21 protein-coding genes are annotated in these 18,788 nt (G+C 71.1%); 8 read left to right on the top strand and 13 right to left on the bottom strand.

Annotated features, from left to right (window positions below):
• Positions 1–9 precede the first annotated feature (9 nt).
• Complete coding sequence (locus ACBJ59_RS51395; protein WP_364135204.1) at positions 10–435, top strand: hypothetical protein; 426 nt, start codon at positions 10–12, stop codon at positions 433–435.
• Here the strand turns inward: ACBJ59_RS51395 and ACBJ59_RS51390 are convergent.
• A complete protein-coding gene (locus ACBJ59_RS51390; protein WP_364135207.1) occupies positions 432–785 on the bottom strand; it encodes a hypothetical protein in 354 nt (117 codons plus the stop codon). The two genes, ACBJ59_RS51395 and ACBJ59_RS51390, sit on opposite strands and share 4 nt — an antisense overlap.
• A gap of 74 nt (positions 786–859) precedes the next feature.
• On the opposite strand from ACBJ59_RS51390, the gene ACBJ59_RS51385 reads away from it, so the two are divergent.
• The gene (locus tag ACBJ59_RS51385) at positions 860–1,387 is read left to right on the top strand and encodes a DUF6886 family protein (RefSeq protein WP_375117302.1); all 528 of its coding nucleotides are present in this window, start codon (positions 860–862) and stop codon (positions 1,385–1,387) included.
• Here the strand turns inward: ACBJ59_RS51385 and ACBJ59_RS51380 are convergent.
• The 9 genes from ACBJ59_RS51380 to xylA form a co-directional block, all read right to left on the bottom strand.
• Positions 1,353–2,324: a ketopantoate reductase family protein gene (locus ACBJ59_RS51380; RefSeq protein WP_375117301.1), complete on the bottom strand. Its 972-nt coding sequence runs from the start codon at positions 2,322–2,324 to the stop codon at positions 1,353–1,355. The genes ACBJ59_RS51385 and ACBJ59_RS51380 overlap by 35 nt on opposite strands.
• 19 nt (positions 2,325–2,343) lie before the next feature.
• Positions 2,344–3,072, bottom strand: coding sequence for a glycosyltransferase family 2 protein (locus tag ACBJ59_RS51375; RefSeq protein ID WP_375117300.1), 729 nt, complete (start codon positions 3,070–3,072; stop codon positions 2,344–2,346).
• Between the two features lie 60 nt (positions 3,073–3,132).
• Positions 3,133–3,675, bottom strand: a complete 543-nt coding sequence (locus tag ACBJ59_RS51370) for an AAA family ATPase (RefSeq protein ID WP_375117299.1) — start codon at positions 3,673–3,675, stop codon at positions 3,133–3,135.
• Positions 3,672–5,273, bottom strand: coding sequence for a lysine--tRNA ligase (lysS, locus tag ACBJ59_RS51365; protein ID WP_375117298.1), 1,602 nt, complete (start codon positions 5,271–5,273; stop codon positions 3,672–3,674). Before lysS ends, ACBJ59_RS51370 begins: the two co-directional genes overlap by 4 nt.
• Before the next feature lie 47 nt (positions 5,274–5,320).
• On the bottom strand, positions 5,321–5,542 hold the full coding sequence (locus ACBJ59_RS51360) for a hypothetical protein (protein ID WP_375117297.1): 222 nt from the start codon (positions 5,540–5,542) through the stop codon (positions 5,321–5,323).
• 1 nt (position 5,543) lies between these two features.
• Complete coding sequence (locus ACBJ59_RS51355; protein WP_375117296.1) at positions 5,544–6,893, bottom strand: S8 family serine peptidase; 1,350 nt, start codon at positions 6,891–6,893, stop codon at positions 5,544–5,546.
• Positions 6,894–7,032: 139 nt separating this feature from the next.
• A complete protein-coding gene (locus ACBJ59_RS51350) occupies positions 7,033–8,136 on the bottom strand; it encodes a Gfo/Idh/MocA family protein (RefSeq protein WP_375117295.1) in 1,104 nt (367 codons plus the stop codon).
• A complete protein-coding gene (locus ACBJ59_RS51345) occupies positions 8,133–8,876 on the bottom strand; it encodes a sugar phosphate isomerase/epimerase family protein (RefSeq protein WP_375117294.1) in 744 nt (247 codons plus the stop codon). The genes ACBJ59_RS51350 and ACBJ59_RS51345 overlap by 4 nt, the downstream gene beginning before the upstream one ends.
• Entirely contained in the window at positions 8,873–10,027 is a 1,155-nt protein-coding gene (xylA, locus tag ACBJ59_RS51340; protein WP_364135235.1) for a xylose isomerase, read from the bottom strand. The genes ACBJ59_RS51345 and xylA overlap by 4 nt, the downstream gene beginning before the upstream one ends.
• A gap of 111 nt (positions 10,028–10,138) precedes the next feature.
• Here xylA and ACBJ59_RS51335 point away from each other — a divergent pair, with 111 nt between their 5' ends.
• The gene (locus ACBJ59_RS51335) at positions 10,139–11,227 is read left to right on the top strand and encodes an ROK family protein (protein ID WP_375117293.1); all 1,089 of its coding nucleotides are present in this window, start codon (positions 10,139–10,141) and stop codon (positions 11,225–11,227) included.
• A gap of 1 nt (position 11,228) precedes the next feature.
• Here the strand turns inward: ACBJ59_RS51335 and ACBJ59_RS51330 are convergent, their stop codons facing one another.
• Positions 11,229–11,741 (bottom strand): DinB family protein, encoded by a 513-nt coding sequence (locus tag ACBJ59_RS51330; protein WP_375117292.1) that lies wholly within the window; start codon positions 11,739–11,741, stop codon positions 11,229–11,231.
• 45 nt (positions 11,742–11,786) lie between these two features.
• Positions 11,787–14,792, bottom strand: a complete 3,006-nt coding sequence (locus ACBJ59_RS51325) for a GH92 family glycosyl hydrolase (RefSeq protein ID WP_375117291.1) — start codon at positions 14,790–14,792, stop codon at positions 11,787–11,789.
• A gap of 170 nt (positions 14,793–14,962) precedes the next feature.
• Here ACBJ59_RS51325 and ACBJ59_RS51320 point away from each other — a divergent pair, with 170 nt between their 5' ends.
• Together ACBJ59_RS51320 and ACBJ59_RS51315 are read left to right on the top strand one after the other, a co-directional pair.
• Entirely contained in the window at positions 14,963–16,018 is a 1,056-nt protein-coding gene (locus ACBJ59_RS51320) for a class I SAM-dependent methyltransferase (RefSeq protein WP_375117290.1), read from the top strand.
• A gap of 98 nt (positions 16,019–16,116) precedes the next feature.
• On the top strand, positions 16,117–16,482 hold the full coding sequence (locus tag ACBJ59_RS51315) for a YciI family protein (protein WP_375117289.1): 366 nt from the start codon (positions 16,117–16,119) through the stop codon (positions 16,480–16,482).
• A 27-nt stretch (positions 16,483–16,509) separates the two neighbouring features.
• On the opposite strand, the gene ACBJ59_RS51310 is transcribed toward ACBJ59_RS51315, so the two are convergent.
• Positions 16,510–16,962, bottom strand: coding sequence for an Lrp/AsnC family transcriptional regulator (locus ACBJ59_RS51310; RefSeq protein ID WP_364135252.1), 453 nt, complete (start codon positions 16,960–16,962; stop codon positions 16,510–16,512).
• Between the two features lie 62 nt (positions 16,963–17,024).
• Here ACBJ59_RS51310 and ACBJ59_RS51305 point away from each other — a divergent pair, with 62 nt between their 5' ends.
• The 3 genes from ACBJ59_RS51305 (at position 17,025) to ACBJ59_RS51295 (ending at position 18,780) form a co-directional block, all read left to right on the top strand.
• Complete coding sequence (locus tag ACBJ59_RS51305; RefSeq protein WP_375117288.1) at positions 17,025–17,819, top strand: AzlC family ABC transporter permease; 795 nt, start codon at positions 17,025–17,027, stop codon at positions 17,817–17,819.
• Between the two features lie 7 nt (positions 17,820–17,826).
• A complete protein-coding gene (locus ACBJ59_RS51300) occupies positions 17,827–18,156 on the top strand; it encodes a branched-chain amino acid transporter permease (RefSeq protein ID WP_375117287.1) in 330 nt (109 codons plus the stop codon).
• A gap of 186 nt (positions 18,157–18,342) precedes the next feature.
• On the top strand, positions 18,343–18,780 hold the full coding sequence (locus ACBJ59_RS51295) for a Fur family transcriptional regulator (protein ID WP_375117286.1): 438 nt from the start codon (positions 18,343–18,345) through the stop codon (positions 18,778–18,780).
• Positions 18,781–18,788: the final 8 nt, after the last annotated feature.

Raw genomic sequence — 18,788 nt, 5'->3', positions numbered from 1 at the left:
AGGATTTCTGTGCGTCTTCCGCGTTCCTTCTCCGGCTGGACCATCGCGGTCTTCGGCTTCCTCGCCTTCGCCCTTGGCCTGCTCGGGTTGATCTCGCCCGACACCCTCCTGGCCATGCTGGGTTTCGAGGTGCTCGACACGCGGCCCGCCGGTGACTACACGCTGGTCTATATGGCCGCCTCCTCGATGGCGGCCGTGAACATGGGCGTCTACTACGTGTTCGCCGCCTCGGCGGACTACACCCCGTTCTTCCGCTGGACGGTGCCGTTCCGGCTGGTGACGTTCGCGGTCTTCACCACGCTGGTGCTGACCGGGGCGGCGCCCGGCAAGTTCTTCGGAGTCGGGCTCTGGGAGGGGCTGGGGGCGGTGATCACCGGATTCGCGCTCTGGCGCGAGGGCAAGCTGCTGCCCTCGCGCCAGGATGTCGCTGCCTAGTGGTGCTCGTCCGTTCCGCGGGCGACGAGACGGTCGCCGGACGCGTGCTCGCGCTCCAGCTTCCGCTCCAGGTCGCGCTTCTCGTCCTCCAGCTGGGCCACCCGGTTGGAGGACTCCGCCCTCGCACTGCGCAGCCGGCGGCGCTGCCTGGCGGTCCTGCGCGACCCTGAGCCCATCAGCCAGACGCCCAGCAGCAGGACGGCCACCGCGGCCGCACCGGTGAGGAACATCTCCACGTGATTGAGCTCGAAGGTGTATCCGAACAGGATGTACCTGGTGCTCTCCTCGGTGAGCACCAGGTAGAACGCACCGCCGGCGAGCAGGATCAGGATCAGTCCAAGTACGATCATCCAACTCACCCCTTGTCGTAAGAGAGCGATTCCACTGCCCGGAGATCGACGGGGTATGCGCGATGATGGCGTTCATGAGACCCGAGCCAGGGCAGGTCCTGCACTTCTCCGAGGACCCGACGATCGAGCGGTTCGTGCCGCACGTCGCCGTGACATCGGCGCTGAGCGAGCCGTACGTGTGGGCGGTCGGCTACGACCGGTGCCCCGACTACTGGTTCCCGCGTGCCTGCCCCCGGGCGATGGCCTGGGTCGGGCCGCGCACCTCCAAGGAGGACGCGGCCCGGATCGTCGGCGCCGGCTGCGGCGACCGCGTGCACGCCATCGAGTACTGCTGGCTGAAGGCGTTGATGGACGTGCGGCTGTACGCCTACCGGCTGCCCGCCGACGGCTTCGCGCCCATCGGGGACCCGCCGCACGCGGTCGTCTCCAAGGCCCCCGTGCTGCCGCTTGGCCCGCCCGAGCCGGTGGGCGACCTGTTCGAGCTGCACGAGGAGGCGGGGATCCAGCTCAGGGTGCTGGACAACCTGTGGCCGTTCTGGAACGAGGTGACGTCCAGCACCATGCAGTTCAGCGGGATCCGGCTGCGGAACGCTCGTCGATGAGGGCCAGCAGCGTGTCCACCGGCATCGAGCCGGGCGCCAGCTGCTCCCTGGCGGACCTGTTGGCCTCGCGCCGCAGCGTCTCGTTGACCGGGGTGGGCACGCCGTGCTCGCGGCCGATCAGGACGATCTCGCCGTTGAGGTAGTCGGCCTCGATCGAGCCGCTGCCCCTGGCCAGGCTCTGCCAGGACGACCCGCCGCTGCGCTCGATGCCCTCGATGGGGCGCATGTCCACGTTGTGGCCGCGTACCTCGGCCTCTTCCTCGGGGGTGGAGTAGGCGATGCCGGCCCGGTCGAGCACGGTCATGGCCTCGGCCCTGGCCCGCGCGCCCAGGTCGGCCAGGCCGGGCACGTGGCCGACGAGCGCCTCGGCGGCGTTGGCCAGGTTGCCGAGCAGCTTGCCGTATTTCCAGCGCATCACGTCGGGAGCGCTCCGCCCCACGAGGCCGTGCTTGCCGAGGTCGGTCACGATCAGCTCGGACAGCTCGTCCACACCCTGTGGATAACGTCCGACGTGCAACATCCCGGAGTAGGGGTATCCGCCCGCGGCCACGACGCCCGGCTGCGGGATCTGGGCCGGCAGCCACACGCACATGCCGTAGACGCGCTCGAACCGCCGCAGGACCATGCGCTCGTTGGCCACGCCGTTCTGGGCGCACACCACGGGCAGGTCGGACGGCCAGGGGGCCAGCGCGGCGATCGTGTCCTGCGACTTGGTCGCCAGGATGAGCACGTCGTCATCGCGCACGGGCACGGGGCCGTCGGCGGCGGGGATGTCCAGGGTCTCGGAGAGCTCGGAGGTGATCAGTCTCAGGCCGTCGCGCTTGATGGCCTCGTAATGGGCCCCTCTCGCGATGAGGAGGACCTCGTGCCCGCCCTGGAAGAGGCGGGCCCCGATGGTCCCCCCGACTGCTCCTGCCCCGATCACTATGTAGCGCATTGTTCGAGGATGTCACTCCTCACTTCGCAAGTGCCACTTGGGCCTGCGCCGGCACGGCGCCACCGCGGGCCCGCTCCCGCCAGATCGTCTTCAGCACGCGCCAGCCGTCGCGCACGGCGTGCAGGTTGCTCGCGCCGTGGATGCGGGAGCGCTCGTGGCTGGGGACCTCGTGGATGACCAGGCCGGCCTGGGCGGCGCGGACGTTCATCAGGGTCTCGATCTCGAAGCCGTCGCAGTCGAGGCCGAGGGTGTCGAGGTGGCGGGTCCAGAAGGCGTTGTAGCCGTAGCAGAGGTCGGTGTAGCGGGTGCCGTAGAGGAAGTTGGTGAGCCCGGTGAGGACCTTGTTGCCGAGCGAGCGGATCGGACTGAGGTCGTCCGAGCCGCCACCAGGGGCGTACCTGGAGCCCTTGGCGAAGTCGGCGCCGTTGACGAGGGTGTCGACGAAGGAGCGGATCTCCCTGCCGTCGGTGGACCCGTCAGCGTCGATCATGACGATGATGTCGCCCCGGGCGGCCTGGAAGCCCTCGATGAGCGCGTTGCCCTTCCCGCGCCGGGTCTGCACGACGACCCGGAGGTCGGGGCGCAGCCTGCGCGCCACGGCGACGGTGTCGTCGGTCGAGTTGCCGTCGACCAGGATCACCTCGTCGATCCAGTCGGGCAGCGTGGCGAAGACGTGGGGAAGATTCTCGGCCTCGTTCATCGCGGGAACGATGACACTGACGCTGGCGGCGAAAGGCTGCTTGTTCATGGAACCAAGGTTCTCCGGGACGCATGCAGCCCGCTTGACAGCTCCTTGCATTGCTCGGTCTTATATGTGATCTTTGTCGATCCTGGCCTCCGAGGCCCTCGAAACGATCTCGTCAACGGTCTCCTCGACCGTCTGCCGCGCGGTGTCCAGCCAGAGTCCGATGCGCGGGGTCTCTTGTCGCAGCGACGCGTCGAGCTGGGCAATCGTCCATCCGCCGGCGTATCCGGCCTTGGCCCGGGCCTGCTCGCGGTGCTCGACCGCGGCCGGGTCGGGGGCCAGGACGATCACCTGCAAGGGACGTGCGCGGACTAGCTTCGTGAACCGTTCCAAATCTGGTCCAAGGATTACGTCTTGGACTATTGACGTAAATCCGGCATCGAAATACAAGTCCGCCGCAGCGGCCGCGATCCGGTACCGGAGGTGCAGCTGGCGCACCGCCTCGCCGGTCGTTTCCGGCGTCATTTCGGCACGCCCGCTGACCACCATGCGGCGGAACGTGTCACCGCGCACGTGGGCCGCCCGCGGCAACCGTTCGGCCAGGGCCTGGGCCACGGTCGACTTGCCGGCCGCCGAGATCCCCGTGATCAGGACGACCCCGTTCACGCACCCACCAGCTTGCGGACCCGGTCGGCGCCCACGGCCATCAGCAGGGTGGGCAGCCGGGGACCGGTGTCGCGGCCGACGAGCAGCTTGTAGAGCAGGGCGAAGAAGGCCCGCTGCGCCGCCTTCAGCTCCGGCGTGGCCTTGGCGTCGGCCGGGAGCCCGGCCTGGAGCTTGGGCACGCCGTAGACCAGCGCCGTCAGGCCCTCCAGCGTCCAGTCGTCCAGGCCGTCGGCCAGCAGCCGCAGCCCCTCCCGCTCCTCGTTGTCGAGCGAGTCGAGCAACTCCTGGTCCGGCGACTCGCGCACGCGGGTGCGCTGGTCGGCGGCCAGGTGGTCGTCGACCCAGCGCTGCGCCCGGTCCAGGCGGGGACGGGCCTCGTCGAGGGCCTCGACGCCGTCGAGGTCGCGCAGGATGCGCAGGGTCTGCGCGTCGTGCCCGGTCGTGATGTCCACGACGGAGGCCAGCGTGCGGTAGGGGACCGGGTGCGGGGTGGTGGGCAGCGGGCCCGCGGCCGTGCCGACCGCGCGGTTGTAGGCGGCCAGCTCGGCGGGCTGCGCCTGGCCCGCGGCGACCTTGCGGCCCAGGGCGTCCCACTCGTCGTAGAGGCGCTGGATCTCCTGGTCGAAGGCGATCTTGAAGGACTGGGCCGGCTTGCGGCGGGCGTACAGCCAGCGCAGGACCGGCGCCTCCATGATCTCCAGGGCGTCGGCCGCGGTCGGCACGTCGCCCTTGGAGCTGCTCATCTTGGCCATGCCGCTGATGCCGACGAACGCGTACATGGGGCCGATCGGCTGCTGCCCGCCGAACACGTCGCCGACGATCTGGCCGCCGACGATCCACGCCGAGCCGGGCGAGTGGTGATCGACCCCGGACGGCTCGAAGATCACGCCCTCGTAGGCCCAGCGCATCGGCCAGTCGACCTTCCACACCAGCTTCCCGCGGTCGTGCTCGGCCAGGCGCACGGTCTCGCCGAAGCCGCACTCGCAGGTGTAGGCCAGCTCGGTGGTCTCGTCGTCGTAGGCGGTGACCGTGGTCAGGTCGCGCTCGCACAGGTCGCAGTAGGGCTTGTACGGGAAGTAGTCCTCGACCTGCTTGGACCGGTAGCGCGACAGCACGGCGTCGATCCGGGCCCGCTCGCGCACGGCCCGCAGGATCTGCTCCCGGTAGGCCCCCGAGGAGTATTGCTCGGTCTGGCTGATCCCCCGGACCTCGACGCCCAGCTCCGCCAGCGCGGCGGTCATGGGCGCCTTGAAGTGTTCGGCCCAGCTCGCGTAGGGGCTGCCCGGCGGGGCGGGCACCGAGGTCAGCGGCTTGCCGATGTGCTCGGCCCACGACGGGTCGACGCCCGCGGGCACCCGCCGGAACCGGTCGTAGTCGTCCCACGACAGCAGGTGCACGCACTCCAGCCCGCGCCGCCTGATCTCGTCGGCGACCAGGTGGGGCGTCATGACCTCGCGCAGGTTGCCCAGGTGGATCGGGCCCGACGGGCTCAGCCCGGAGGCGCAGACGATCGTTCTGCCCGGGGCGCGTCTCTCCGCCTCGGAGATCACCTCGTCCGCGAACCTGGAGACCCAGTCGGTCTCGGCACTGTCAGCCATCGCAGCATTCTTGCGGGTCCGCCGGGTTCTGGCCAACGCGTTGCCGATCAACCGGAATCGTGCGGCTCGATGCGGGGGTCGGAGAAGACGTCCGCGAGGTCCCGGCTCACCCGCGCGGCCGCCTCCTCCGTGGCGCGCAGCACCTGACGGCCGGGCGCGACGGCCACCAGCCCGAAGTCCGCGTCGATGTCCTCCTCGGACAGCCCGAGCAGGCGCAACGCGTCGTCGACGGTGGCCCCTGGCGGCAGCCGCACCTGGATCAGGGCCATGTCAGGCGGCGCGGGTCCGGTTCTGCCGGCCGAGCGCGGCCAGGACGGCGGGCGGGTCGATGACGCCGTACCCGTAGTCGTGGTCGAAGCCGACCGTGCTGCGGTCGTCGGCGGTGCGGTGCAGCAGGGTGCGCAGCTGCGCGGGGGTCAGCTCGTCGGCGGAGCGCCGCGTGCGGACGGCGGCGACCACGCCGGCGGCGACGGGGCAGGCGGCGGAGGTGCCGGTGTCGGCCGGGCCGGTGGCCTCCGAGCCGGCGAAGTGCGTGTACGCGCACAGGTCGGGCTTGCGCTCCGACAGCCGCCCCGGGCCCTGCGAGGAGTAGCCGACGCGCTCGCCCCGGGTGTCCACGCCGCCGACGGACAGGACGCGCGGGTGCGAGTTGGCGCCCACGATCGGGCGGTCGGGGTAGGCGCACCGCTGGTCGGGACAGTCGCGGCCGCAGTTGCCCGCCGAGAACAGGATGTCGGCGCCCGCCCCCTCCAGGCTCCCGACGATCACGTTGAACGGGTGCGCCGGGTTGTCGGAGTAGTTGCCCGGGTGGCCGGGCGGGAAGTCCATGTCGGGCGAGGACAGGCCCCAGCTGTTGCTGACGACCAGGGACCTGGAGCCGTCGGGCATGGCCCGCAGCACGGCGGAGAGGTGGGAGTAGGCGGCCACCGCGTCGGACAGCAGCCCGTCCGCCGTCGGGCCGGGCTTGCGGCTGAGCAGGATCGGGATGTCGAGCAGGGTGGCCTTGGGCGCGGCCAGCAGCGTGTCGAAGGCGCACATGGAGCCGTGGGACACGGGGTAGCGGCCGGGCGTCCTGCTCACCCCCGGCGGGCTCCAGCTCCGGTCGGCGTCGATGGTCACGTCGTGGCCGATGCGCGCCGCGACGTGGTCGGCGTTGATGCCGCTGTCCACGACCGCGATGGTCACGCCCTCGCCGTCATGGCCGGCCGACCACAGGTCGTAGGTGTGCAGGAGCCGCCTGACCTCCTCCCAGTCGCCCACGGGCCCGTCGCCGCCGCAGGCCGGCTGGCTGTGCACGTATGGATCGGCGAAGACGCCGGCCACCTCGCGTACGGACGACGACAGCAGCGCCGACCGGGTGGACAGCTCGGCGTCGGAGATCTCGCCCCGCACGAGCACGGAGGCGTCCTCGGGTGCCAGGGAGAACTCCATCCGCTGGTGCAGCGACATGGGCGCGCCGTGGGCGGCGACCGGGCGCGGCACGGCCACGGGGGTGAACGCGCGGTCGAGGAGGACCCCGGGGAGGTCGGCGACGACGTCGGCGACGGTGCTGCGGACGCCGGGGTCGATCACCGACGCGACGACGTCGGGGGCCGGGCGGAGCTGGATCAGGACGCGCATGGGATCCCCTTTTGGAGTTCTGTTACCGAGTGATTACTCAAAGTAACAATGCCCGGTCCTGGTTGGGTGATTCCTGTCTGTAAGGGGTATGTAACTTTCCGTTGGCTGGGCGGTGCCCCCACCGCCCAGCCATCCGGGGTCAGGACAGGGTGGCCGCGTACGGGTCCCAGTCCGCCGGGAGCGGCTCCGGCGCGGTCAGGGTGGAGGCGATGGTGCGGAACTCCGCCTGCTCGCCCGACTCCGTGATGGCCGACATGAGCTCCAGCACGTGACCGGCCAGCTCGCCCGACGCGCGGTGCGGCGTGCCGGCCCGGATCGACCTGGCCATGTCGAGCACCCCGATGCCGCGCCCCGCCGTGGTGCCGGACAGCGGCAGCTCCCGCCAGTCCGCGTCGTGCAGGCCGCGGGCCAGCAGCGGGCCCTCGAACGTGTTGGGGTCCGGCAGCGACAGGGCGCCCTCGGTGCCGATGATCTCGATCATCCGGCGGTTGACGGCCGAGTCGAAGCTGAACGTGGCCGCCGCCGTGGCCGTGCCGGGGAAGTCAAGCAGGGCGTTGACGTGGGTCGGCACGTCGACCGGGAACAGGGTGCCCGCCTTGGGCCCCGATCCGACGACGCGCTGGTCGCGGGCCCTGCGGGTGCCGGCCGCCACCCGGGCGACGGGGCCGAGCAGGGACACCAGGGCGGTCAGGTAGTAGGGCCCGAGGTCGAACAGCGGGCCGCCGCCGGGCTGGTAGAAGAACTCGGGATTGGGGTGCCAGGACTCCGGGCCCAGGCTCTGGGTGGCGGCCGTGACGGCGACCGGTGCCCCGATGGCGCCGGAGCGCAGGGCGTGCAGCGTGGACTGCAGCCCGGCGCCCAGGAAGGTGTCGGGGGCGCCGCCCACCCGCAGGCCGCGCCCGGCGGCCTCGGCCATGACCTTGGCCGCCTCGTCCAGGTTCATGGCGAGGGGCTTCTCGCCGTACACGTGCTTGCCGGCGCGCAGGCACTCCAGCGCGACGGCCGCGTGCGCGGACGGGACCGTGAGGTTGACCACGATCTCGACCTCGGACAGCGAGAGCACGGCGCCGAGCGTGCCGGACACCCGTACGTCGTGCTCCCTTGCCACCTCGGCGGCCCGGTCGGTGTCGATGTCCGCGACGGCCACCACGCGGACGTCGGGGAAGGCGTTGAGGTTGCGGAGGTACTGGCCGCTGATGACTCCGGCGCCGACGAGGGCGACGCCGACCGGGCCGTTGCTCAAGAGCTCTCCAAGGAGGTGAGGTAGGCGTGGCTGTCCGCGAGGGCGGCGAAGATGTCGGTCGCGCACTCGTCGAGCTCGACGACGCGCCAGGCGTCCGGGGCGGCGGCGAGGATCTCGGGCACGGACATGACGCCCCTGCCCACCGCGGTGTGCGGCTCGCCCTTGACCCCCGGGCCGTCCTTGACGTGCAGCGCCTCCACCCGTCCCGCCAGGCGGCCGAGCAGGGCGGGCACGTCGGCGCCGCCCACGGCCGCCCAGTAGGTGTCTATCTCCAGGAACACCTCGGGGGCCAGCAGGTCGGCCAGCACCTCGACGGCGTGCCGGCCGTCCACCCGCGGCTCGATCTCCCACCAGTGGTTGTGGTAGCCGATCCGCATCCCGTGACCGGCCGCCTGCTCGGCCAGGCCGTTCAGCAGGTCGGCCGCGCGGGCGAGGCCGTCGCGGGTGGTGAACTCCTCCTCCGCGATGCCGGCCGGGATGATCACCTTGTCGGTCCCGATCGTGGCGATCGCGTCGAAGACCTCGGCCGGCTCCCTGTCGAGCAGCGCGTACGCGTGCGTGCCCGACACGCTCAGCCCCAGGTCGTCGGCCACCTCGCGGAAGCCCTTGGGGTCGGTCATGGGGTCGTAGGGCTCGACGGCCCGGTATCCGATCTCCGCGATCCGCCGCAGCACGGTGTCACGGTCGGCGGCCAGCGGTTCCCTGACGGTGTAGAGCTGGACACTGATCGGTCGGGTCATCCGCGTACCCCCATGAGGTGCTCGAGCGCGAGCTGGTTCAGGTGGGTGAAGTGGAAGCCGCGGGCGGCGGCCACCTCGGGGTCGAAGTCGTCCTTGGCCAGGTCCTGCCACGTCTCGCCGGCGGCCAGGGTGGGCAGCGCGAGCTCGTCCACGCGGGAGGCGCTCAGGGCCTGCTGCACCTCGGGGTCGGCGCGGAAGGCGCGCGACTTCTCCTTGAGGATCAGGTAGGTGCGCATGTTCGCCGCGGCCGACACCCACACGTCCTCGGGGTCCTCGGTGCGCAGCGGCTTGTAGTCGAAGTGCCGGGGGCCGTCGTAGCCGCCGTTCTCCAGCAGGTCCACCAGGAAGAAGGCGCTCTTCAGGTCGCCGTGGCCGAAGATCAGGTCCTGGTCGTACTTCGGGCCGTGCTGGCCGTTGAGGTCGATGTGGAAGAGCTTGCCGTGCCACAGCGCCTGGGCGATGCCGTGCACGAAGTTGAGCCCGGCCATCTGCTCGTGGCCGACCTCCGGGTTGAGGCCCACCATCTCAGGGTGCTCCAGCTCGTTGATCAGCGCCAGGGCGTGGCCGATCGTGGGCAGGAGGATGTCGCCGCGGGGCTCGTTCGGCTTGGGCTCGAGGGCGAAGCGGATGTCGTAGCCCTTGTCGATGACGTACTGGCTGAGGAGGTCGAGCCCCTCCTTGTAGCGGTCGAGGGCGGCCTTGACGTCCTTGGCCGCGTCCGACTCGGCGCCCTCGCGGCCGCCCCAGCAGACGTACGTCTTGGCGCCCAGGGAGGCGGCCAGGTCGAGGTTGCGCATGACCTTGCGCAGCGCGTACCGGCGGACGTCGCGGTCGTTGCTGGTGAAGGCACCGTCCTTGAACACCGGGTGGGTGAACAGGTTGGTGGTCGCCATCGGGACCTTCATGCCGGTCTCGTCGAGGGCCTTCCTGAAGGCGGCGATGGCCTTGTCGCGGTCGGGCTCGACGGCGAGCAGGTCGTCGTCGTGGAAGGTGACGCCGTGCGCGCCCAGCTCGGCCAGGCGGTGCACGCTCTCCACCGGGTCGAGCGCGGGCCGGGAGGCGTCGCCGAACGGGTCGCGGGCTTGCCAGCCCACGGTCCAGAGGCCGAAGGTGAAGCGATCGTCGGGGGTGGGCGTGAATGCGTTGGTCATTTCGGGTTCCCTTGGTTTAGTCCATAATCTGTACATAATCCTGAGGAGGTGGGCACCGTGTCGTCAAGAGGGGTTCGGCATGATTCCATGCGCGCCCGTAACCTGGCCGTAGTGCTGGCGACCATTCACGGATCAGGACCTCACACCCGTGCCGCGCTCGCCGAGCGGACGGGGCTCACCAAGACCACCGTATCCAGCCTGGTCGCCGACCTCCTGGAGGCCGGCGTGGTGACCGAGAGCGGGGCCGTGCGGGGCGGCGAGCGGGGGCGGCCCGGCGTGGCGGTGAGCCTGAGCGGGCATCGGATCGCCGCGCTCGGGCTGGAGATCAACATCGACTACCTGGCCGCCTGCGTCGTGGACCTGGCCCGAACCGTGCGGTTGCGGCGGACGCGGCCGGCCGACAACCGCAACTCCGACCCCGCGGAGATCCTCGCCGGGCTGCGGGACCTGGTGAAGGAGATCACGGCCGAGGCGGAGGCCGGCGGGCTGCGGGTCATCGGCGCGGCGCTGGCCGTGCCGGGCACGGTCGAGGGCGGGGTGCTGCGCAGCGCGCCGCATCTCGGCTGGCGGGACGTGCGCGTGGCGGGCCTGGTGGACCTGCCCTTCGTGATCGACAACGAGGCCAACCTGGCGGCGCTCGGTGAGCTCTGGTTCGGCTCGCGGGAGACCGACTTCCTCTACGTGTCCGGCGAGATCGGCATCGGCGCCGGCCTGGTGGTCGAGGGCACCGTGTTCAGGGGCACGTTCGGGCTGGCGGGGGAGCTGGGGCACGTCGTCGTCGTGCCCGACGGGCCCGCGTGCCGGTGCGGCGGGCGTGGGTGCCTGGAGGTGTACGCGGGGCAGGACGCCCTGCTCGGGGAGCTGGCCTCGGTGAGCGAGCTGGTCGGGCGGCTGGAGTCGGGCGACCGGCGGGCGCTGGAGGCGTGCGAGCGGGCCGGGCACGCGCTCGGCGTGGCGCTCACCTCGGCCGTGCACCTGCTGGACCCCGGCAGGATCGTGCTCGGCGGGATCTTCGCGCCGCTGTTCGCCTGGCTGGCGGGGCCCGTGTCCGAGGGGCTGGGGGCCCGGCTGGGGTCGATGCGCGGCACGCCGCCCGCGCTCGTCGTCTCGGGGACCGGCGCGGACTCGGCCGTGCTCGGGGCGGCCGGGCTGATCATCCAGCAGATCATCGCCGAGCCCGCTCAGCTGCTCGGCCTGTAGGTCAGTAGTAGCCCTTCGCGCCGTCGAGCAGCTCCCTGATCGTGTCGAGCTGGCCGGCGTGCCGGGCGGTCTCCTCGACCATGTGGATCAGCATCCAGCGCAGCGTGGGCGGATCGTCGTAGAAGCTGCTCTTGCCCAGGTCGTCGAGAGAGTGCGCGGCGACGATCTCGTTGGAGACCTGGCACTGGCGCTCGTACTCGTCGAGGAGCCGGGCCAGCGGGACGCCCTCCACCCGCATGTCGGCGTTCTCCGCCGACTCGTCGAACTGCGGGTTGACGGCGGAGTCTCCGCCCTGGAACAGCACCTCGAACCAGCAGTGCTCGGTCCAGCGCATGTGGGAGAGCAGGCCCGCGACCGTCATGAGCGGCGAGGTGGGCAGGACGGGCCGGTGCGCGTCCTCCTCCGACAGCCCTTCGCACTTCCACAGGACGATCGAGCGCTGCAGGTCGAGCCAGCCGACGAGCTGGGTGCGCTCGTCGGCGACGTAGGGAGGGCGTACGCGGGGGATGGTCATGGGCGCCGACGCTAGTTCAGCGGCGCCGGCGCCGCACGAGGTTTTTCAGGCCCTGGCGTTGAGCGCGAAGACCTTGACGTCGGGCTTCGCGGGGCTGGTGAACGAGACCGCCTCGCGGGCCGGGTCGACCGGTACGGAGACCTGCCAGATGGTCACCCTGCGGCCGTCGGCGGTGCCGTTGACGTTGTAGCGGGTGTCGGCCGTGACTGCCGTCGCCTCGCCGAAGCGGGCCGACGTCGCGGCCCAGTCGGTCACCTTCAGCGGGGCCGTGGAGGTCGTCCCGTCCGCGTAGGTGATCGTCAGCTCGGTCTGCTGGTCACCGTTGACCGCCGTGACCAGCAGGTCGAGCGCCTGGTAACGGCCCTTGGTGAGGTAGGTGCGCTGGCCCCTGAGGCTGTGGAAGTTGCCCGCCGTGCCCTTGGTGTCGGGGATCAGGAACCCGTCGTGCTGCCCGGGGGCGGGGAGCTGCTCCGCCGGGAAGCTCCAGCCCTTGCCGTCCAGGTTGCCCTGGGACCTGGCGTCGGCGGTGGCCACGCCGTCCACGTCGTACTGGAGCTTGTGCGCGCAGGACGAGCCGATCGGCTCACACGCCTCGGGCAGGTTGGGGACCGGGCTCTGCGCCGTGGGGACGTGGTCCACCGGCAGGTCGGCCTCGGCCGTGGCCCACGACGTGTTCGCGGTCGTGCCCACGTTGACGACGACCTCGCCGCCCCGGTTGAGCAGGGACTCCGGGAGCCAGGACCGGGTGTGCGGGCGGCCGTCGACCTTGACGTCCTGGACGTAGATCGCGCCGGGGGCGGCCTGCGGGGCGGTCACCGTGATCGTCCGGCCGTTGCCGCGCTTGATCCACGCCTTCTGGAACATGGGGCTGGACAGCAGCATCTCGGCGCGGCTGGGCGTCTGGGGGTACATGCCGAGGGCGGCGAAGACGTACCAGGCGGACATGGTGCCGAGGTCGTCGTTGCCGGGCAGGCCGCTGGGGCCGGTCTTGTACACCAGGGACGCCATCGCGCGCACCGTCTCCTGCGTCTTCCACGGCCGGCCGAGCGCGTTGTAGAGCCAGGGCACGTGGATGCCCGGCTCGTTGGTCGGGTCGTAGCGGAAGCCGTCGCCGCCGGTGGCCCAGGAGCCGTCGGGGCGGTGGAAGAAGGCGTCGAGGCGGTCGGCCGCCTGCTGCCTGCCGCCCATGGCGGCGGCCAGCCCGGACACGTCGTGCTGGACCATCCAGGTGTAGGTGGCGCTGGTGCCCTGGGCGAAGCCGGCGTCCGAGGTCGGCGAGAACGGCCACAGCCAGCTCCCGTCGGACTTGCGGGCCTGCTGGTAGCCGCCCTCCTTGCCGGCCTGCGGGTTGAAGGTGTTGCGCCACCAGCTAGCGCGCGGCAGCAGCTCGTCGTGTTCCTTGTCACGCCCGATCCGGGCCGCCCAGTCCGCGAGCGCGAAGTCGGCAGTGGCGTCCTCCAGCGTCTCGGCGGCGCCGCCCCAGCAGTGGCAGGTGTCCTGCGGGGCGTACTGGAGGCGCAGGTACTCGGCCAGGTTCGGCCGCTGGCCCTCGCACTGGCCGGGACAGCCCTTGTCGGACAGGCCCGACGGGTGCGGCACGGTCGCCTGCTTGTAGAGCGAGTCGAAGGCGCCGCGCACGTCGAAGTTGCGCACCCCGAGCGCGTGGAAGCCGGCCAGCGCCGGGGCCGACGGGTCGCCGGTCATGACGTGGGTGGGGCCGTTGACGTGCACCCAGCGGTCCCACACGCCGCCGTTCTGCTGCGCCAGGTTGTACAGGGACTGGGCGTAGTCGCCCGCCACCTGCGGTTCGAGGAGCGCGAGGAGCTGGGTGTGGGCGCGGTACTGGTCCCAGCCGGAGAAGTTGCCGTACTGCTCCCGCTGCCCCTTGGCCAGCCGGTGCACCTTCTGGTCGCTGCCGAGGTAGGTGCCCGTGACGTCGCTGGTGACGTTGGGCTGGAGGTAGGAGTGGTACATCGCCGTGTAGAACGTGGTGAGCAGGTCCGGCGAGCCGCCGGCCACCTCGATCGAGCGCAGCCGGTCGTTCCAGGCTCGCGTGGCCCTGGCGGCCACCGAGGCGACGTCGTCGCGGGGCGAGACCTCCTTCGCGAGGTTCTTCCTGGCCGCGTCGAGGCTGGTGTAGGAGATGCCGACCTTCATCCGTACGTCGGCGTCCGAGGTGGTGTCGAAGCTGACGTACCCGCCGGAGCCCTTGCCCGCGCGGTCGGTGCCGGTGGCGTAGCCCTCGCCGCCGCTCGCCGCCGTGGTGCCCGCGCGCAGCTCGCCGTCGACCCACGTGCCGGTGCCGGAGAAGGCCCGGTCGAACGTCGCGGCGAAGTGCAGCCGGTAGTAGGTCTTGCGGTTGTTCACGCCGCCGTTGGCGCGGCGGCCGCAGAACGCGCCGGTCAGGACGGAGCCGGTGACCGTACGGGTGGCGGGGTCGATCGTGATCTCGGCGTCCTCGCTGCCGTTGAGCGAGTTGGACACGCGGAACAGCAGGTTGGCCTGTTTGTCCCGCGGGAAGGTGAACTCGCCGACGCCCGCGCGGGTCGTGACCGACAGGTCGGTCTTGACGCCCGAGTCGAGCGTGACGGTGTACCGGCCGGGCCGCGCGCTCTCGTCGGCGTGGTCGAAGGTGCTCGCGTAGACCGCGTCGGCGGTGTCCGCGGTCGGGGACGAGGTGACCTCGCCGGCGAACGGCATGATCGGGACGTCCCCGGCGGCTCCGGGGTGGCAGCCGGCGCCGTTGACGTGCGTCAGTGCGAAGCCGCGCACGCGCGGGGTGTTGTAGGAGTAGCCGTTGGCCCCGGCGGCGTTGGTCTGGTCGCCGGCGGTGTTGGTGGGGCTCCAGGAGATCATCCCGAACGGCAGGACGGCGCCCGGATAGGTGTTGCCGCCGCCGGCCGAGCCGATCAGCGGATCGACGTGACCGACGGGGTCGGTGACCTTGGCGGGACTGGTGAGGGTGGTGGCTGCGGCCGCGGGTACGGCGAGGCCGGTGGCGAGAAGCGTGCCGGCAATTGCCGTGGCGAGCCACGAACGGGGATAGAACACCTCGCGATCACACTGCTCCACATTAACCAGATCATGAACGCCCAAGTAAGGGCAGAAGACGCGCCAGGTAAGAACGTCAGGGGGCCGTTGCGGCGTGGCCGCAACAAATGCGCAACGCGTTGCGCGACCCTCGCCATGACCGGTCACCTCTCTGAAGGGAACCCACAGTCATGGCCCTGGACCAGGACAAGCTCATGGACTTCCTCAACCTCTTCGTCAGCGATCTCGGCGCCACGATGGCGGCGGGCAACGTCTTGGTGGGTGATCGGCTCGGCTTCTACCGGGCCCTGGCGGAGAAGCCGCTGCGGCCGCACGAGCTGGCGGAGCGCACCGGCACGAACCCCCGGTACGCGGAGGAATGGCTCAACGGCCAGGCCGCCGGGGGCTACGTGTGCTACGACGCCCAGAGCGGCACCTACTGGCTCTCCGAGGAGCAGGCCTTCGCGCTCACCGACCCGGACGGCCCGGTGTTCGTGCCCGGCGGGTTCGAGCTGGCCGTGGGCGCGCTGCGGGCCGAGCGGCGGGTCGAGGAGGCCTTCCGCACCGGTGCGGGCATCGGCTGGCACGAGCACGACGAGGAGGTGTTCAGCGGCTGCGAGCGCTTCTTCCGCCCCGGTTACGCGGCCAACCTGGTCAGCACCTGGCTGCCGGCGCTGGAGGGCGTGGAGGACAAGCTGCGCGCCGGGGCCCGGGTGGCCGACGTGGGCTGCGGGCACGGCGCCTCCACGGTGCTGATGGCCGGCGCCTACCCGGACGCCAGGTTCACCGGCTCCGACTACCACGCGGGCTCGGTCGAGGAGGCCAGGGCGCGGGCGGAGCGGGCCGGTGTGTCGGACCGGGTCTCGTTCGACGTGGCCTCCGCCCAGGACTTCCCCGGCGGTCCGTACGACCTGGTCACCTCGTTCGACTGCCTGCACGACATGGGCGACCCGGTGGGCGCCGCCCGGCACGTGCTCGGCTCCCTCGCCCCGGACGGCACGTGGATGGTGGTCGAGCCGAACGCGGGCGACACGGTCACGGACAACCTCCACCCGATCGGGCGGGCGTACTACGCGTTCTCCACCTTCCTCTGCGTGCCGAACGCCATGTCCCAGCCCGGCGGTTACGCGCTCGGCGCGCAGGCCGGGGAGAGCCGGATCCGCGCGGTGGTCACGGAGGCCGGGTTCACCCGCTTCCGCAGGGTCGCCGAGAATCCCTTCAACATCGTGTACGAGGCCCGGCCCTGAGAAAATCCTGAGAAAAATCTTCGAGAAGGATGTAGAGAAACGCGTGTGGCCTCCGACCAACCGGTGAAAGGCAAGTGCAGCACCCGGAGGAGACCACAGTGAAATACCTGATCATGATGTACGGCAACAAGGAGATGTGGGAGTCGTTCTCGGCCGAGGAGGTCAAGGAGGCGATCGACGGCCAGGACGCGTTCAACCGCAAATACGCCGAGACGGGCGAGTTGCTGGGCGCCTACGGGAACGCCGACGCGGCTGAGGTGAAGACCGTGCGCGTGCGCGGCGGCGTCCCGGCCGTGACCGACGGACCCTACCTGGAGACCAAGGAATACCTGGCGAGCTGGTACCTGATCGACGTGCCCGACGAGCGGCGCGCCCTGGAGATCGCCGCGGAGGTGCCCTTCGCCTCGGTCCGCGCGGTCGAGCTCTGGCCGGTCCCGCACGAGGCGCCCGGCAACCGGATCTGAGCCCCGGCCGCGGGCCGCCCCACCCCGCTAGCCCTTGATCCGTTTCATGGTGAGGTGGGAGTCGACGCGGGAGACCGCGGGCAGCGGCAGGATCTTCGCGCTGAGGAACTTCTCGTAGGCGATCTGGTCGGAGACCGCCACGCTCAGGTAGTAGTCGGGGCGCCCGAACATGCGCCGGAACTCCACGACCTCCTCCAGCGCCGCGACCCGGGACTCGAAGTCCTCGACGGTCTGCAGGTCGTTGACCGCGATCTCCACCGACATGACCACCTCCAGCGAGCGGCCCAGGGCCTCGGGAGAGATCTGCGCCCGGTATCCCGCTATCACGCCGGCGTCCTCAAGCCGCTTCACCCGGCGCAGGCACGGCGGCGGCGTCAGCCCCACCCGCCGGGCCAGCTCCACGTTCGGCATCCGGCCGTCCTGGGCCAGATGGAACAATATTTCGCGATCGATGGCATCGAGGCTAATGGAGTTGCTCATAGGCATCACTTTCAATAACAGGTGAAACCATATTATGCGACGCACGCACTAAAATTTCTTCCATGCGTGTGATGCGGGAAACGGAAGGGTCGCGGGACTTCGCGGCGGCGGTGAGGGACACCGCCTCGGTGGGGTTGAGCCTGTTCCCGCTGGGGATCAGCTTCGGCGTCCTGGTGGTGCACAGCGGGCTGGACTGGTGGTGGGCGACGGTGTTCACCGGGGTGATCTACGCGGGCTCGCTGGAGTTCCTGCTGCTCGGACTGGTCGCCTCGGCGGCGCCGCTGGGGCAGATCGCGATGACGGCGCTGCTGGTGAACATCCGGCACATCTTCTACGGCCTCTCCTTCCCCCTGCGCCAGGTCCGCCCGCTCGGCCGTGTCTACGCCACCTTCGCGCTCACCGACGAGGCGTACGCGCTGACCGCCGGCGGCCGCGCCCGGTCCTGGAGCGGCGCCCGGATCCTGTGGATGCAGGTGCTGTGCCAGGCGTACTGGGTCGGCGGCGCCACCGCCGGCGCGCTGGCCGGCGCGCTGATCCCGCTCGACCTGCACGGCCTGGACTTCGCCCTGACCGCCCTGTTCGTGGTCCTGACCATCGACGCCTGGCGGGCCCAGCGGGACCTGCCCGCCCCCTTGCTGGCCGCGGCCTCCTTCGCCGTCGCCGCGCTGCTGGCGCCCGGGCAACTGCTGCTGGTCGCGATGCCGCTGTACGCCGCGAGCCTGCTCGTCCGGTACGCCCTGCGCCGCCGCCCCGCGCCCGGGATTCCTGCGTCCGAGACCCCCGCGCCCGCCGCTCCCGCGCCCGCCGCTCCCGCGCCCGCCGCTCCCGTGCTCACCGCGACTGTCCCGGAGAGGTAGGACGTCCGTGCCCACCCCGCTCTACCTGGCCGCCGTCGTCGCCGTCAGCACCGCCGTCACCTGGGGCCTGCGCGCGCTGCCGTTCGCCGTGCTGAACCCGCTGCGCCGCTCGGCCGTCCTGCGGTACCTCGCCGTCCAGATGCCCGTGGGTCTCATGCTGATCCTGGCCCTCTACACCCTGCGCGGTGTGAGCCCCACCTCCTGGCCGACCGTCGTGACCACGGCCCTGTCGCTGGTCGTCGCGATCGGGCTGCACCTGAAGACGCGCAACGCCGTGGTCAGCGTTCTGGGCGCGACCGGCCTGCACGTGCTGCTGTCGACCCTCTGGCAGGCCTGAAGATTTTCGCCCGGGCAATCAGTCGCTAAGACAACGGGCAAGGCCGCTTCCGACCTGCGGAGGCGGCCTTTCTCCGTGCGGTAACTGTGCCTTGGGACGACGGTTCGGAGCCGGCCCCGGCGTGGCTCAGACTTGGAGCATTCGTTATCTTGTATCGTTCGTGTTTATGAAGGTAGGTTTGGCGGCATGACCGCACCCAGGACAGGGAACATCGCCGGGGAGCTGCGCGGTGTCGGCCTGAGGGTGACGGCCGCCCGTGTCGCGCTGCTCGAGACCGTCCGGGGCGGTGACCATCTCGACGTCGAGGCGATCGCCGCCGGGGTGCGCGAACGCGTGGGCCACATCTCCCTTCAAGCCGTCTACGAGGCCCTCCACGCGCTGACGGCGGCTGGACTCGTACGCCGCATCGAACCGGCCGGCAGCCCGGCCAGGTTCGAGGGCCGCGTCGGGGACAACCACCACCACATCGTGTGCCGCTCATGCGGTGCCGTGGCCGACGTCGACTGCGCGGTCGGCCACGCGCCCTGCCTGAACGCGGCCGACGACCACGGCTTCTCGATCGACGAGGCCGAGGTCATCTACTGGGGCCTGTGCCCCGACTGTTCCACCGCACTCAGTTCCTGAGCACCCGT

The sequence above is a fragment of the Nonomuraea sp. MTCD27 genome, assembly GCF_041950495.1.
Lineage (GTDB): Bacteria > Actinomycetota > Actinomycetes > Streptosporangiales > Streptosporangiaceae > Nonomuraea.
The sequence above is the reverse complement of the archived record's forward strand: the minus strand, read 5'-3'. Positions and strand labels throughout refer to the sequence as shown.